Annotated in this window: 13 protein-coding genes; 9 read left to right on the top strand and 4 right to left on the bottom strand. The window is 62.3% G+C overall.

Translation table 11 applies throughout. The annotated features are described in order from the left end of the window. Positions 1-12 precede the first annotated feature (12 nt). A complete protein-coding gene (locus UF78_RS14490; RefSeq protein WP_045162915.1) occupies positions 13-573 on the bottom strand; it encodes a TetR/AcrR family transcriptional regulator in 561 nt (186 codons plus the stop codon). Positions 574-722: 149 nt separating this feature from the next. On the opposite strand from UF78_RS14490, the gene UF78_RS14485 reads away from it, so the two are divergent. The 5 genes from UF78_RS14485 (at position 723) to UF78_RS14465 (ending at position 7,180) form a co-directional block, all read left to right on the top strand. After that, positions 723-1,322, top strand: coding sequence for a glutathione S-transferase family protein (locus UF78_RS14485; protein WP_045162914.1), 600 nt, complete (start codon positions 723-725; stop codon positions 1,320-1,322). An 11-nt stretch (positions 1,323-1,333) separates the two neighbouring features. Further along, positions 1,334-2,263: a pyridoxamine 5'-phosphate oxidase family protein gene (locus tag UF78_RS14480; protein ID WP_045162913.1), complete on the top strand. Its 930-nt coding sequence runs from the start codon at positions 1,334-1,336 to the stop codon at positions 2,261-2,263. Between the two features lie 3 nt (positions 2,264-2,266). Continuing rightward, positions 2,267-3,013, top strand: a complete 747-nt coding sequence (locus tag UF78_RS14475; protein WP_045162912.1) for a hypothetical protein — start codon at positions 2,267-2,269, stop codon at positions 3,011-3,013. A gap of 138 nt (positions 3,014-3,151) precedes the next feature. Next, positions 3,152-6,277 carry a transglycosylase domain-containing protein gene (locus UF78_RS14470; protein ID WP_080890632.1) on the top strand — a complete coding sequence of 1,042 codons (3,126 nt, stop codon included), beginning with the start codon at positions 3,152-3,154 and terminating at the stop codon, positions 6,275-6,277. A gap of 123 nt (positions 6,278-6,400) precedes the next feature. Next, positions 6,401-7,180: a PhzF family phenazine biosynthesis protein gene (locus UF78_RS14465; protein WP_230623652.1), complete on the top strand. Its 780-nt coding sequence runs from the start codon at positions 6,401-6,403 to the stop codon at positions 7,178-7,180. A gap of 28 nt (positions 7,181-7,208) precedes the next feature. Here UF78_RS14465 and mapR read toward each other — a convergent pair whose 3' ends face one another. Together mapR and ccoG are read right to left on the bottom strand one after the other, a co-directional pair. Next, a complete protein-coding gene (gene mapR, locus UF78_RS14460) occupies positions 7,209-8,618 on the bottom strand; it encodes a GntR family transcriptional regulator MpaR (protein WP_045162910.1) in 1,410 nt (469 codons plus the stop codon). 85 nt (positions 8,619-8,703) lie between these two features. Beyond that, positions 8,704-10,113: a cytochrome c oxidase accessory protein CcoG gene (gene ccoG / locus UF78_RS14455; RefSeq protein WP_045162909.1), complete on the bottom strand. Its 1,410-nt coding sequence runs from the start codon at positions 10,111-10,113 to the stop codon at positions 8,704-8,706. Positions 10,114-10,503: 390 nt separating this feature from the next. Between ccoG and UF78_RS14450 the strand changes: the two genes are divergently transcribed. From UF78_RS14450 to wrbA, 4 genes are all read left to right on the top strand, one after another. After that, positions 10,504-10,869, top strand: a complete 366-nt coding sequence (locus UF78_RS14450; RefSeq protein ID WP_045162908.1) for a CidA/LrgA family protein — start codon at positions 10,504-10,506, stop codon at positions 10,867-10,869. Then, complete coding sequence (locus UF78_RS14445) at positions 10,866-11,576, top strand: LrgB family protein (RefSeq protein WP_045162907.1); 711 nt, start codon at positions 10,866-10,868, stop codon at positions 11,574-11,576. The genes UF78_RS14450 and UF78_RS14445 overlap by 4 nt, the downstream gene beginning before the upstream one ends. A 115-nt stretch (positions 11,577-11,691) precedes the next feature. Further along, a complete protein-coding gene (locus UF78_RS14440) occupies positions 11,692-12,567 on the top strand; it encodes an alpha/beta fold hydrolase (RefSeq protein ID WP_045162906.1) in 876 nt (291 codons plus the stop codon). Positions 12,568-12,835: 268 nt separating this feature from the next. Beyond that, positions 12,836-13,435 (top strand): NAD(P)H:quinone oxidoreductase, encoded by a 600-nt coding sequence (wrbA, locus tag UF78_RS14435; protein WP_045162905.1) that lies wholly within the window; start codon positions 12,836-12,838, stop codon positions 13,433-13,435. Between the two features lie 60 nt (positions 13,436-13,495). Here wrbA and UF78_RS14430 read toward each other — a convergent pair whose 3' ends face one another. Continuing rightward, entirely contained in the window at positions 13,496-13,984 is a 489-nt protein-coding gene (locus UF78_RS14430; RefSeq protein ID WP_045162904.1) for a GNAT family N-acetyltransferase, read from the bottom strand. Positions 13,985-13,996: the final 12 nt, after the last annotated feature.

The raw sequence follows: 13,996 nt of genomic DNA, 5'->3' as shown, positions 1-13,996 counted from the left end.
GTAGCCCCTGCCTTAGATGCCAGCGGCCTGCAACAACTGCTCGGCCGCCGCTCTGGCCACCAGCGCCTGATCGCGTGGCCCCTCGATGTGCGCCATGCTCAGCGCACCTTCGATCAGAAATTGCAGTTGCCGTGCGAGTTGCTCCGGCTGCGGCGCGTCGAGCGCCTCCAGCAGACCGCGCAAGTGCATCTGAAACTCTGCCTTGTAAGCGGCCGAGCGCTGGTGAATCGGGTGTTCGCGGTCGTGATATTCGGCCGCGGCATTGATGAACAGACAGCCGCAGAATGCGCTCGGGCTGTGAATCATATTGTTCAACCCTTCGAACACCCCGAGCAGTGCCTTGCGGGGTGGCAGCCTGTCGCGCGCTTCGCGCAGGCGCTCGAACATTGGCTGCTGGCGCGCGTCGAGCACCGCCAGGATCAGCTCTTCCTTCGACTTGAAGTGCTTGTACAGCGTCATCTTGGCCACCCCCGACTCACTGAGAATCCGGTCGATTCCCGTGGCGTGGTAGCCCTCTGTGTAGAACAGCCGCTCGGCGGTGCTGAGCAGTAGGTCGCGCTTGTTCGTTGCCATGCAGGTCTCCTCGGGTGGCCATTATGCGGGAGTGGTTCAGCGCTCTCCAAATTGCCGATCCATGTGACACTTTGCGCTTGCAGTGTACAGACAGGTCTGTCTATTATCCAGTCGTGCTTTTCCAGCCTTCAGCCCAAAGGAGCGACACGATGAAACTCTACGATCTGACCCTGTCCGGTAACTGCTACAAGGCGCGCCTGTTTCTCAGCCTGATCGGCCAGCCGGTCGAGCTGGTGCCGGTGAATCTGCTTGCGGGCGAGCACAAGCAGGCTCCATTTCTCGCCCTCAATCCGCGCGGGCAGGTGCCGGTTCTGGAAGACGGCGATGACCGAGTGGTTGATTCACAGGCGATCCTCGTCTACCTGGCGCGCCGTTACGCCGACGAGGCCTGGTATTCACAGGACGCGCTGATCCAGGCGCGCATCGTGGGCTGGCTGAGTTTCGCGGCGAACGAGATGCATCATGGTCCGGCCACTGCTCGGGTAGGGCGGCTGTTTCGTCGGCCGATCGACGAAACGCTGACCGCCGCCCGTGCACTCGCCGCTATGCAGATCGTCGAACAGCAGCTCACCGAGCATGCCTGGTTGGCCGAAACCGCTGCGCCGACCATCGCCGATATCGCAGTGTATCCCTATGCCGCGCTGGCGGGTGAGGGCGGCATCGATCTCGTCCCGTATCCGGCAATACGTACCTGGTGTTCGCGCATTCGTGAGCTGCCGGGGTACATCGGCATGCCCGGTCTGGAATAGGGGATACCGCTATGAGCAGTCCCTTCCACGTCGGCGAGCAATCCGTTCAGACCCGCGCCGGCGTTCGCGAAAAAGCCGAGCAGATAGGCAGCCGGATGATCCGCTCGTTCATGCCGGACCAGCATCGGGAATTTTTCGCGCAGCTGCCGGCTGTGCTGGTGGCGGCAGTGGACAGCGATGGGCAGCCTCATGCATCGGTGCTCTGGGGCGCGGCCGGGTTCGCCTGGTCGCCGCATCCCGCCTTGCTTTGTGTCGGTGCCCGGCCGCAAATCGACGATCCGATCGCATCCTTGCTGCAGCCGCGTGCCGCGGTGGGGTTGCTCGGACTCGAGTGGCCGACACGCCGGCGCAACCGGATGAACGGGCGAATCGTCGAGAGCGACGAGCGGGGCTTCAGCGTTGCGGTCGCGCAATCGTTCGGCAATTGCCCGAAATACATACAGGCGCGTGATTGGCAGTCGACCCCACGTCTGCCGGGGTTAATGCTCGAAGGTCTCGGCCTGGATGAACAATGGCTGGGCCTGGTGCAGGCGGCGGACACCCTGTTCATCGCCACTCAGAGTTCGGATTCTCGGGGCGGTGGAGTAGATATCTCGCATCGTGGCGGCCCGACCGGTTTCGTCGAGATCGGCCAGGACGGTCGGCTCTGGATGCCGGACTACAGCGGCAATCGGCTGTTCAACACGCTTGGCAATTTGCAGCGCGAGCCGCGCTGTGGACTGCTGTTGATCGATTTCAGCAGCGGCGATCTGTTGCATGTACAGGCTCGTGCCGAGCTGATCTGGCCTGAACAATACCCAGCGTTGGGTATCAAGGCACCGCCTGGCGCGGAGCGCATGCTGGCATTGACGCCGGGGCGCTGGACGCTGAGGCGTTCGCGCCTGCCGCTGGCATTCACTGCACCCCAACGCTCACCCTTTCTTCCCGATGCAGGAGCGTGAGCCATGTGCCTGAGAATGGTTGGCTTGTCGTTGATATTGCTGTCTGGAATCGTGAACGCCGCGGAGCTGCGCTTTAGCCTGGTGCGTACCGCGCAGACCACGACCAGTAGCGAATACGCCTGGCGGGACGGCGGCTGGGTAGAACCACCGCCGGTCAACCACATTGCCGTGTTGATTGAGCACCGGGGTAGTCGATTGCTGTTCGGCACTGGGCTGGGTCGGCAGATCGACCAGCAATTGGACAGCGAAATACCCTGGCGGGAAAAGCGCTACAGTGCAGTACAGCCGGTGCGCGAGCAGCTCGATCGTGATCATCTGGTGGTTGACCGGGTCGTGCTGGGCTGTGCTCGTTGGGAGTACGCCTCGGGGTTGGCTGATTTCGCTGATCTGCCGGTGCTGGCGAGCTCCGAAAGCATTCATTACGCCCGTAACGCGACGCCACCTGCGGTCCTTCCGACGCAATTTGCCCATGGCGTCAGGTGGCAGCCGCTGCACTTCGATCAGCGGCCGTTCTATGGGTTCGAGGAAAGCCTGGACCTGTTTGGCGACGAACGGCTGGTGCTGGTGAAACTGCCTGGACATGGCGCCCTGGGGTTGTTTCTTACTCTGGATGATGGACGGCGTTTCTTCTTCCGCGGGGACGCAGCGCTTGCTGAAAGCGACCCGAAGCCACTGCCTGCCGAGGTTGCGCAAATGCAGGACGTCCAACGGCAGGAGCAGCTCGGATTTTATCCGCGCTGGATACAATGAATGGGCGTCGCCGGCCGTGCTGATTTCGCCTTCAGGCCGTGGGTTTGAGCCTCTCCGTTCGTCTGCTTGAGCACGCCGAACGAAGCGCCGCCAGCTAAGCTTAAGCCTGTGATTTCTCTAGGAAGCCAGGCCGAAAAGATGGGCGCAGTATGGCGGACCGATACGTCCCGGACGGGTGGCAGCAAACGCGCGTCATCCACCAGCAAACCGGGTAGAACACCTTCGCACGGAAGCCGTTTGGCGCGCCGCATGAGTCTGTTGCTGGGCGTTTCATTACTGGCCGGCGGTGGCTATGCCGCCTGGCATGAGATGCATACCTCGAAGCTGCAGGCGCTCTGGTTGAGCCGCTACGCGGAAAATCTGGACTATCGGGTCGAGCCCGGTGCGAGTACCAATATTCACTTTCCGGACGCAGGCCCATTCGACAGACGGTTGGGCTATTCGGCTTTGCCTGTATTCATCGAAAGATTGAGCGAGCGTGGGTTCGATATCCAACAGCAGGTGCGCTTCTCTCCCGCTTTGCAGCGTTACGCCAGCAATGGCTTTTTTGTGCCTTATCCGGAGAAATCCCAGGCCGGATTGACCATTGACGATTGCCGCGGCGAACCGCTGTATGCCAATAGCTACCCGCACCAGTATTACGAATCTTTCGAAGACGTGCCGCCAGTCATCGCGATGAGCCTGTTGTTCATCGAGGACCGCGGCTTGCTCAATGAGGGGCGGCCACGCGCCAATCCTGCTGTGGATTGGCCGCGTTTCACCATGGCCGCGGTGAGTCAGGTCGAGAAGAAGCTTGGCTTGTCGGTCCAGGCGGCTGGCGGCAGTACCCTGGCGACTCAGGTGGAAAAGTACCGCCATTCACCTGAAGGCCGTACCGGTGACGCCGAGGAAAAGATTCGGCAGATGATCTCCGCTAGCGTACGCACCTATCGCGAAGGCCAGCAGACCATGGCGACGAGGAAGCGCATCGTCCGCGATTATCTGAACAGCGTGCCACTCTCCGCGGCCTACGGGCACGGCGAAGTTCACGGTATCGCTGACGGTTTGCGCCTCTGGTATGGCGCGGACTTCGCCGAGGTCAACCGTCTGCTCGATTCGCGCCGTAACGCCGATTCCAGCTACGAAGCCCAAGGACTGGCGCTGCGCCAGGTGCTTTCGTTGTTGATTGCCCAGCGGCGGCCGTCCTATTACCTGGGGGCGGGACGCGATGACCTGGCCGAGCTTACCGACAGCCATATCCGTCTCTTGGCCAATGGTGGCGTGATCGGTACACGGTTGCGCAACGCGGCGTTGCAGCAGAAGGTCGTGTTCCGCGACCTTCGAGTCGAACCGGGTATTCGTGAGGTGCCGCAAAGCAAAGGCATCACGGCGGCGCGCATGCGCCTGAGCAGCCTGCTCGGCGTGTCGCTGTACCAGTTGGATCGTCTGGACCTGGCCGCGACCACGCCGTTGCATGGTGAATTACAGACACAGGTCAGTGAGTACCTGCATCGCTTGGCGCAGCCGGAGTTCGCCGGTGAAGTCGGCCTGTTCGGCGAGCGCATGCTGTCGCCGGAGCGAACCGCTGACGTGCGTTACAGCTTTACCCTGTTCGAGCGAGGCGAGCAGGGGTTTCGTGTGCGCGTGCAGACCGACAACACCAACCAGCCCTTCGATATCAACGAGGGCAGCAAGCTGGAGTTGGGTTCGACAGCCAAGTTGCGGGTGCTGACGACCTATCTCGAAGTCATCGCCGAGCTGCATGACCGCTACGCGCAGAGCAAGGTCAGCGAACTGCGCCAGGCCGAGGCGGTCGATCCGCTGACGCGTTGGGCGCTCGGCTATCTGATCCAGCACGAGGATCGGAACCTGCCCGCGATGCTCGATGCGGCGCTGGAACGACGCTATTCGGCGAGTCCGGCCGAGCGCTTCTTTACCGGCGCCGGGATGCACCATTTCAACAACTTCCGTCATGAGGACGACGGCCGCCTGCCGACCATGCGCGAGGCGCTGCAGGAATCGATCAACTTGCCGTTCGTGCGCCTGATGCGGGATCTGGTCAGCTACAGCACCTATCAGACGTCCAACGGGGCCGAGTTGTTGAAAAGCGACGACAACCCGGAGCGGCGCGAGTATCTGAGGCGCTTTGCCGATCGCGAGGGCTCGGTGTTCTTGCAGCGCTTCTGGAAGAAATACCGCGGCAAGACCGCCGATGAGCGCATCGAAGCGCTTCTCGACGGCATGCGACCCACGCCGCCGCGTCTTGCCGCCGTGCATCGCTATCTGATGCCGGACGCCGACCGCTCGACGTTCGACCGCTTCCTCAAGAAGAACCTGCCGAACGTCGAGGTCAGCGACAAGTCGCTCGACTCGCTGTACACCCGTTACGGCCCGGGGGCCTACAGCCTGCCGGATCAGGGCTATATCGCCCGCGTGCATCCGCTGGATCTGTGGCTGCTGGGCTATCTGATCAAGCATCCCGACGCAGACATTTCGGAGGTGATTGCCGCCAGTACCGCCGAGCGCCAGGAAGTCTACGGTTGGCTGTTCCGCAGTCGTCACAAGAGTGCTCGTGACAGCCGTATCCGGATCATGCTGGAAGTGGAAGCCTTCACCGATATCCATCGCCGTTGGCAGCGCCTGGGTTATCCCTTCGATCATCTGGTGCCCTCGCTGGCCACTGCGTTGGGCAGCTCCGGTGATCGTCCGGCGGCACTGGCGGAACTGATGGGCATCATCGTCAACGATGGCGTACGGCTGCCCAGCGTGCGCATCGACAGCCTGCATTTCGCCAGCGACACGCCGTACGAGACCCGTTTCGGAATTAAGCCGGACGCAGGCGCTCGGGTGCTGCACAGCGAAGTGGCGGCGGCCTTGCGCGAGGCGTTGGCCAGCGTGGTCGAAGGCGGGACGGCGCGGCGTTTGCGTGGCAGTTTCGTGCAGGCTGATGGCGAGCCGTTGCGGGTCGGCGGTAAGACCGGAACGGGCGATAACCGCATTCAGACGGTCGGTTCCGGTGGGCGGCTGATCAGTTCGCTGGCGTTGAATCGCACGGCTACCTTCGTCTTCTTCCTTGGCCCGAATCACTTCGGCACCTTGACCGCCTATGTTCCCGGACGTGGTGCAGACAGCTTCCGCTTCACCTCTGCGCTACCGGTGCAGGTACTCAAAGGCATGGCGCCGATTCTTCAGCCGTACCTGCAGGTAGGGGCGCAGACGCAGTGTCAGCCGCCCGCCGGGCCGATCCAGCCCACGTTGACGGCCGGGATGGTATCGCGGCGCTGATTCATCGCTAGCTCTCGCGCAGTGTCAAGGATTGCCGGGCGCACCCCGCTCGGCGAGACTTGCCTGACAGCGCGTCCGGTGGCGGATGTCGCGCAGGGATGAGGGCCGAGCATGAAACTGCCGATTTACCAGGTCGATGCATTCACCGATGAGCTGTTCAAAGGCAACTCCGCGGCAGTGGTGCCGCTGGAACAATGGTTGAGCGATGCGCAAATGCAGTCGATCGCCGTCGAGAATAATCTGTCGGAGACCGCCTTTCTGGTTCGTGAGCCGGACGGTGCGTTTCGCATTCGCTGGTTCTCACCCCTTACCGAAATCGATTTCTGCGGCCACGCGACCCTGGCCAGCGCCTTCGTGCTGCTCGGCCAAGGTATGGCAAAGGCGCCGCTGACCTTTCGTGCCGCTGCGGTGGGCGATGTCAGCGTTGCGCAGTTGGATGATGGCCGGCTGGAAATGAACTTCCCTAACCGCGAACCTGAGCGCGTCGATAGCCCACCGGCTGCCTTGGTCGAGGGGCTGGGCGTACCGCCGTACGCGGTCTTGCGAAACGGACAGGCCTGGTTCGCGGTATATGAGGATGAGGACCAGGTGCGTCAATTGACACCCAATCTCGCCCCGCTCAAGTCACTCGCGCCGTTGGATGTGGTGATCACCGCGCCAGGGCGTGAGCAAGATTTCGTCTCCCGGTACTTCTGGCCGGCCAACGGTGGCGATGAAGATCCGGTCACGGGCTCGATCCATGCCGGCCTCGCACCCTATTGGGCCGGGCGGCTGGGCAAATCGTCGCTGGTCGCGTTGCAAGCCTCGCGTCGCAGTGGCCTGCTGTACTGCCGGATCGAAGGGGAGCGGGTATTCGTGGCCGGGCGAGCGGTGCAGTACCTGCAAGGCACGATTGAAATCTAGCATTAAGGTATTTGCCGTCGAGGCATTCTCAGAACGACTTGATCATTCGTCCTAGCAATTCCATGGCCTTCTCGCTGCGTGCATCCCAGGGATGGCCATGGTTCAGTCGTGCGCAGTTCCTGAAGCGCTGTGTGGCTGAGAAGATCGGCCCGGGAGCCAGACTGATGCCCTGGGCGAGCGCGAGCTGCAGCAGTTGCAGTGAGTCGACCTGCTCGGGAAATTCGAACCACAGAAAATAACCACCGCTGGGCCGGGTAACGCGTGTGCTGGCGGGAAAGTGTCGTGCGGCGGAGGCGAGCATCTCCCCCTGTTGGCGCTCCAGGGCATGGCGCAACTTGCGCAGATGCCGGTCATAGCCGCCGTGCTGCAAGTAGTCGGCAATGGCCGCTTGCGCCGGTACCGAGGGCGAGAGGGTGGTCATCAGTTTCAGCCGGCTGATTTGCTCTGCGTATCGGCCGCCTGCCACCCAGCCGATCCGGTAGCCCGGCGCCAGGCTCTTGGAAAACGAGCCGCAATGCATCACCAATCCTTCATGGTCGTGGCTTTTCACCGGTTTCGGCGGCTCGCGGGTGAAATACAGCTCGGCGTAGACATCGTCCTCGATCAACGGCACCTGATGATGCTGCAGCAGCTGATAGAGGCGCTGCTTTTTCTCCGTGCCCATGCTCGCGCCGAGCGGATTTTGCAGGCTACTCATGAACCAGCAGGCCTTGATCGGCAGATTGGTCAGGCTGCTTTCCAGCGCGTCCAGATCGATGCCGTCGCGAGGATGCACCGGAATTTCCACGGCTTTGAGCTTGAGCCGCTCCAGTACCTGCAAGGTGGCATAAAAGGCCGGCGCCTCAATGGCGACCAGATCGCCGGGGCCGGTGACGACCTGCAGGCAGAGGTTCAGTGCCTCCATGGCCCCGGTGGTGATCACCAGTTCGTCCATCGGCAGCATCACCCCGCTGACCATGTAGCGCAGGGCGATCTGCCGACGCAGATCGGAATTGCCGCTGGTCATTTCCGCCACCACCTCGCGAGCCGGCATCTCGCGTACGGTCTGCGCCATGGAGCGCGCCAGACGTTGCAGTGGGAACAGCTCGGGGCTGGGAAAGGCCGAACCGAAGGGCACGGTGTCGGGGTCGCGAAGCGAGGCCAGTACGGAGAACACTAGCTCGCTGACGCCGACCTCCGTGGCTTCGCTCTGACGCGGGCTGATTTCGGGTTCGTGCAGCGGGCGCTTGATGTGCTCGCGAACGAAATAGCCGGAGCGTGCCCGGGCCTGGATCAGGCCGCGATCCTCGAGCAGATAGTAAGCCTGGAATACGGTCGAAGGGCTGATACCGCAGGTACGGCTGGCATGACGCACCGAGGGCACCTTTTCCCCTGGCGTCAGCACCCCGGTCCGGATCAGCTCGGCGATTTCGTCGGCGAATTTCTCGTAGCGCTTCATCTTGTCCTGACTCACCCGTGGCGATGCTGGCTGACGATGTGGCCGAGTATCGCAGCTTGGGCCGTGTGGAACTGTCATGGCCGTTCTACGGAACCCTGGGCGCGATGAAGGTGCTCGGCGCCGTTACCCGGCTTGCTGGCTCGCTGGCGTCGCTAACGGCGAAGTGCAGCTCACGGTGTGTGCTTTCTTCATTGTCGACCAGCGCCACGCTGACCGGCAGATCAACGATCTCCCCAGGTGCCAGGCTGACCTCGCGCGGGCCATGCAGCTCAAAAGGGCCTTCGCCGAGGGTGATCAGGTAGTCACGGCGTTGTTGGGTCTTGTTGATAACTTTGAGGCTGTACATGTTCTCAATCTGGCCTTGCATGTTTTCCCGATACAACGTGCGGTCCTTGGTCACGTCCAGCGAGAGCATTGGCCGCGCATCCAATGCCCAGACGAACGTTCCAACCATCAGCACCAAGGCGACGGCATAGCCGACCAGGCGCGGTCGTAGCAAGTGAGTTTTGCCACCTTCCAGGGCACGTTCGGAGGTATAGCGGACCAGGCCTCGAGCGTAGCCCATCTTGTCCATCACGCTGTCGCAGGCGTCGATGCAAGCGCCACAGCTGATGCAGTCGAGTTGCAGGCCGTCGCGGATGTCGATGCCGGTGGGGCAGACCTGCACGCACAAGGTGCAGTCGATGCAGTCGCCGAGGCCTTTGGCACGCGGGTCGCTGTCCTTGCGCCGCGCGCCGCGATGCTCACCGCGTGCGGCATCGTAGGACACCACCAGCGTGTCAGCGTCGAACATCACGCTCTGGAAACGCGAATAAGGGCACATGTGCAGGCACACTTTCTCGCGCAGCCAACCGGCATTGATATAGGTGGCGGCAGTGAAGAAGAACAACCAGAAGCCGGTGGTCGCGCTCAGTTGCAGGCTGAACAGGCCGCCCACCAGCTCGCGTACCGGAGTGAAGTAGCCGATGAAAGCAATTGCCGTGGCCAGACTCACCGCCAGCCAGACCGCGTGCTTGGTGCTGCGCCGCAAGAGCTTGCTGAGCGACCAGGGCGCGGCATCCAGTTTGATGCGCTGGCTGCGATCACCCTCGGTGATTTTCTCGGCCCACATGAACACCCAGGTCCAGATGCTCTGTGGGCAGGCGTAGCCACACCAGACGCGGCCGGCCAGCACGGTGATGAAGAACAGGCCGAATGCCGCGATGATCAGCAAGCCTGACAGCAGGATGAAATCCTGTGGCCAGAAGGTGGCTCCGAAGATATGAAACTGTTGTTTGCCCAGATCCCAGAGCACTGCCTGGCGTCCATCCCAGGTTAGCCATTGGGTGCCGAAATAGAGCAGAAACAGCAGTCCGCTGCCGACCAGGCGCAGATTGCGGAACAGGCCGCTGAAGCTGCGGGTGTGGATCGGGCCGCCCGCTTGTGCAGGCGTCAGGCGTATGGGCTTGCGCGGATCAACGGAGTCGATGATCGCGGCGGGGATTCGTTCGGTCATTGTGTCGCCCCTATCAGGCTAATCAGGCGGCGCTGATGATCGGACGCACACCGGGTGCATAACAGGCTCAGGTCGGACGGAAAAATACGGATCAGATGATGACTCGATTCGAAGAATCACAGGCTTCGCGCGCCCTGTGTCGAGCGGAGAACCCCCGCCACGAAGGGCGCAGGGACGCCGAAAACGCCGGTGAGTAAAAAGAATGAGCGGAGCCTGCGACCTCAGGTCACAGTGCGCACTGTGCCGCTGATCCGACTTTTTCAGACCGATCTGCACCTGTTTCGTCGAGGCGCAGCCGGGTGATAGTCCAAACGGCGTTGCGAAAGCGTGCCGTGAGCCGCCGTTCCCGGCATCATCCCCGTTCCCTTCTGTTGTTCATCGAGGACCCCAATGATTCTCAAAGGCCTGACCTGGCTGGTCGTACTGCAGCTGCTTGGCAGCGTCATCCACCTTTCGTTGTTGCCGGCGCTGCCCGGCCCGATCATCGGCATGGTGCTGCTGTTTGGCGTACTGCTTCTGAGACGGGGTATTCCGGAACCCTTGGAGAAAACCGCCGCGCTGTTGCTGCAGTACCTGCCATTACTGCTTATCGTGCCGGCGGCGGGAATCATGACCAGCAGCGATGCTCTGCTTGCCGACCTGCCCGCCATCGCGGCCGGGCTGGTTCTGTCGCTCGCGGTGACCGTGCCGTTCTGCGGCTGGCTGATGCAGGTGCTGATCAGGCGTATGGATAGCCGTCAGGAGGATCAGGCATGAGCGATGTCGACTGGCGCGGCGTCTGGGTAATGACGCTGGAGCACCCCCTGTTTTCCGTGGGGCTGACCCTCATCGCGTTCCAACTGGCGCTTGCGCTTTACCGGCGCAGTGGTTGGCTGGTGCTGCAGCCGGTCATGGTCGGCATGCTGCTGGTGGTCGGCACGCTCTATCTGTGCGGAATCGACTATGCGAGCTACCGGGCCGATGCCTCGATGATTGCCGTGCTGGTCGGCCCTGCGACTGTGGCGCTGGCGGTGCCGTTGTACCGGCATATACGGCGTATCCAGCAATTGTTCTGGCCGATCCTTATCACTTTGGTCAGCGGTGGAGTACTGGGCGTGGTCCTGACACTGATGATCGCCGGGGCGTTGGGAGCGGACTTCTCCGTACTGATGAGTTTGTCGCCCAAGGCCGCAACCATGCCGATCGCCATGCTGGTGGCCGAGCAGATTGGCGGCCTGGCTTCGCTAGCCGCGGTATTCGTGATGCTCACCGGTGTGATCGGAACGGCGCTGGCGCCGCTGCTGCTGGGCTGGGCCGGCGTCGATCACCCGGCGGCCCGTGGGTTGAGTTACGGCATCAATGCCCACGCCATTGGCACGGCGCGGGCGCTGGAAGAGGGTGATGAGTGCGGGGCATTCGCCGCGTTGGGGATGAGCCTGCTGGGTATTCTTATCGCGCTGTTTCTGCCGCTGGCGCTCGGCTGAGCCTGCTGGCACCTCGGGCCCGTAACTCGATCGGTACCGCAGGTCTGTTGCAATGCTCCGTTGCGAACGCGCCGCCTGCGCCTAGGCTTAAGATTTTTCCTGCAGGAGCGGTCCGATGTTCGAGCACTTCCAGCGCGGCGAATGCGACGTTAACGGTGTGACGATCAACTATCGCAAGGGCGGCTCAGGTCCGCCGTTGCTGCTGCTGCACGGTTACCCGCAAACCCATGTTATTTGGCACGAGATCGCTGACGAGCTGGCTGCGCGATTCACCGTGGTGGCTGCCGACCTGCGAGGCTATGGCGACAGCAGCAAGCCCGACGGCGGCGAATATCACATTGCCTACAGCAAGCGCGAGATGGCCCGCGACCAAGTCGAGCTGATGGGCAAGCTGGGTTTCGAGCGCTTCGACATTCTGGCTCATGACCGCGGTGCGAGGGTCAGCCACCGTCTGGCGATGGACCATCCACAAGCGGTTCGGCGACTGATCCTGCTCGACATCGCACCGACCCTGGCGATGTACAGTCAGACCGACGAAACCTTTGCTCGGGCTTACTGGCACTGGTTCTTTCTGATTCGTCCAGCACCGTTGCCGGAAACGTTGCTCGAGGCTGATCCCGAACTGATCCTGCGCAGCGCCGTGGCCACCCGTGCCGACCATGTCCATCCATTCAGCGACGCGGCCTACGCCGAATATCTGCGCTGCATGAAGCTGCCCGGCACCATTCACGCCTTTTGCGAAGACTATCGGGCCAGCGCTGGCATCGATCTCGAGCATGACCGCGAGGACCGCGCCGCCGGCCGAATGATCCAGGCACCGTTGCTGGTGCTCTGGGGTTCGAGGGGCGTCATCCAGCGCTGTTTCGATCCGCTGAAGGAGTGGCGGGCAGTGGCGGTGGATGTAGAGGGCAGGGCGTTGCCGGCCGGTCATTACCTTCCAGAAGAAGTGCCTGAGTTGCTGCTGGAGGACGTGCTGGGGTTTCTTGCCTGACGTCCCGCGGCGGTTATATCCGATTTATCGATTGATTCGTGCGGAATAATCTACCCAAGCACGCAGCAATCCAATGGAAGATCGGCTTGTTTACTGGCGCGTCATGTCGCCCCGGGTCGATGTGCGTCTGTGCCGCGACACTTTCCATCGGACAGGTTGCCGAATACCGGGGCGCGGCTGGCAGGCGTGTCTGGAAGACGACCCAGTCATGCTGAGCGTCCGGTAAGACGCAAAGAACCGGAACACCAACCAGGAAGAGGAAATACAGATGGCGAAGATTCTTGTGCTCTATCACTCGATGTACGGCCACATCGAAACCATGGCCAACGCCGTCGCCGAAGGCGCACGCCGCGTCGAGGGTGTCGAGGTGACCATCAAGCGCGTGCCGGAGACCATGCCGGCGGACGCCTTCAAGAACGCCGGCGGCAAGGTCGATCAGGCCGCGCCGGTCGCCAGCCCGGCCGAACTGCCCGATTACGATGCCATCATCTTCGGCACGCCAACCCGCTTCGGCAACATGTCCGGGCAGATGCGCAACTTCCTCGACCAGACCGGGGGCCTCTGGGCCAAGGGCGCGCTGCATGGCAAGGTGGCCAGCGTATTCACCTCCACCGGGACCGGTGGCGGGCAGGAGATGACCATCACCTCGACCTGGACCACGCTGGCGCACCACGGGATGATCATCGTGCCGACAGGCTACGGCATCGGCGAGTTCTTCGACATTTCCGCAGTCAACGGCGGCACGCCTTACGGGGCTTCGACCATCGCCGGCGGCGACGGCTCGCGTCAGCCGTCCCAGAAGGAGCTGACCATCGCCCGTTATCAGGGCGAGCTGGTCGCTCAGACCGCGGTCAAGCTGAAAGGCTGATCGCACGGCGCGGCGCCGGGCGATTCGGGACCGCCTGGCGCCGCTTCGATTTGTGGCGATTCATTCTGCGTTCAGCAGCAATCCATACATCAGTTCATCGACATAGCGGTCGTCACAGGCGCGTTTGTATGCCGCCCGCTGGACGCCTTCGAGAACGAATCCAATGCGTTCATAAAAGGCGATGGCGCGCGGATTGTCGGCTTCCACGGTGAGCTCTACGCGAGTGATGCCGGCTTTGCGCAGGTGGGCGAGGGCATCGCCCATCATCGCGCCGGCGATGCCGCTGCCCTGTGCTTCCGGTGCCACCGCCAGGGTTCCCAGATAAGCGACGTGCGCCGCGCGGCCAACGTGCCGTTGTGCTTTGTAGAACCCCTGCACCTGGCCATTCGCCTCGTAGACATAGAAACAGCCACTTTCGAACAATGGCTCGAAAACTTTGCCGAAAGCCTCCCGAGGCATCGGGTCGAAGCCCAGAAACGGCACCACCGCTTCGTGCATGTAGATGTCATAGACCCGATCGAAATCGGTGGGGATTGCCAGTCGTCGCATCGTCGATATTCC

The sequence above is a fragment of the Stutzerimonas stutzeri genome (assembly GCF_000952685.1).
In the GTDB taxonomy this organism is placed as follows: domain Bacteria; phylum Pseudomonadota; class Gammaproteobacteria; order Pseudomonadales; family Pseudomonadaceae; genus Stutzerimonas; species Stutzerimonas stutzeri_E.
Note: the sequence above shows the minus strand (reverse complement) of the source record. Positions and strands in the feature narration are given on the sequence as shown.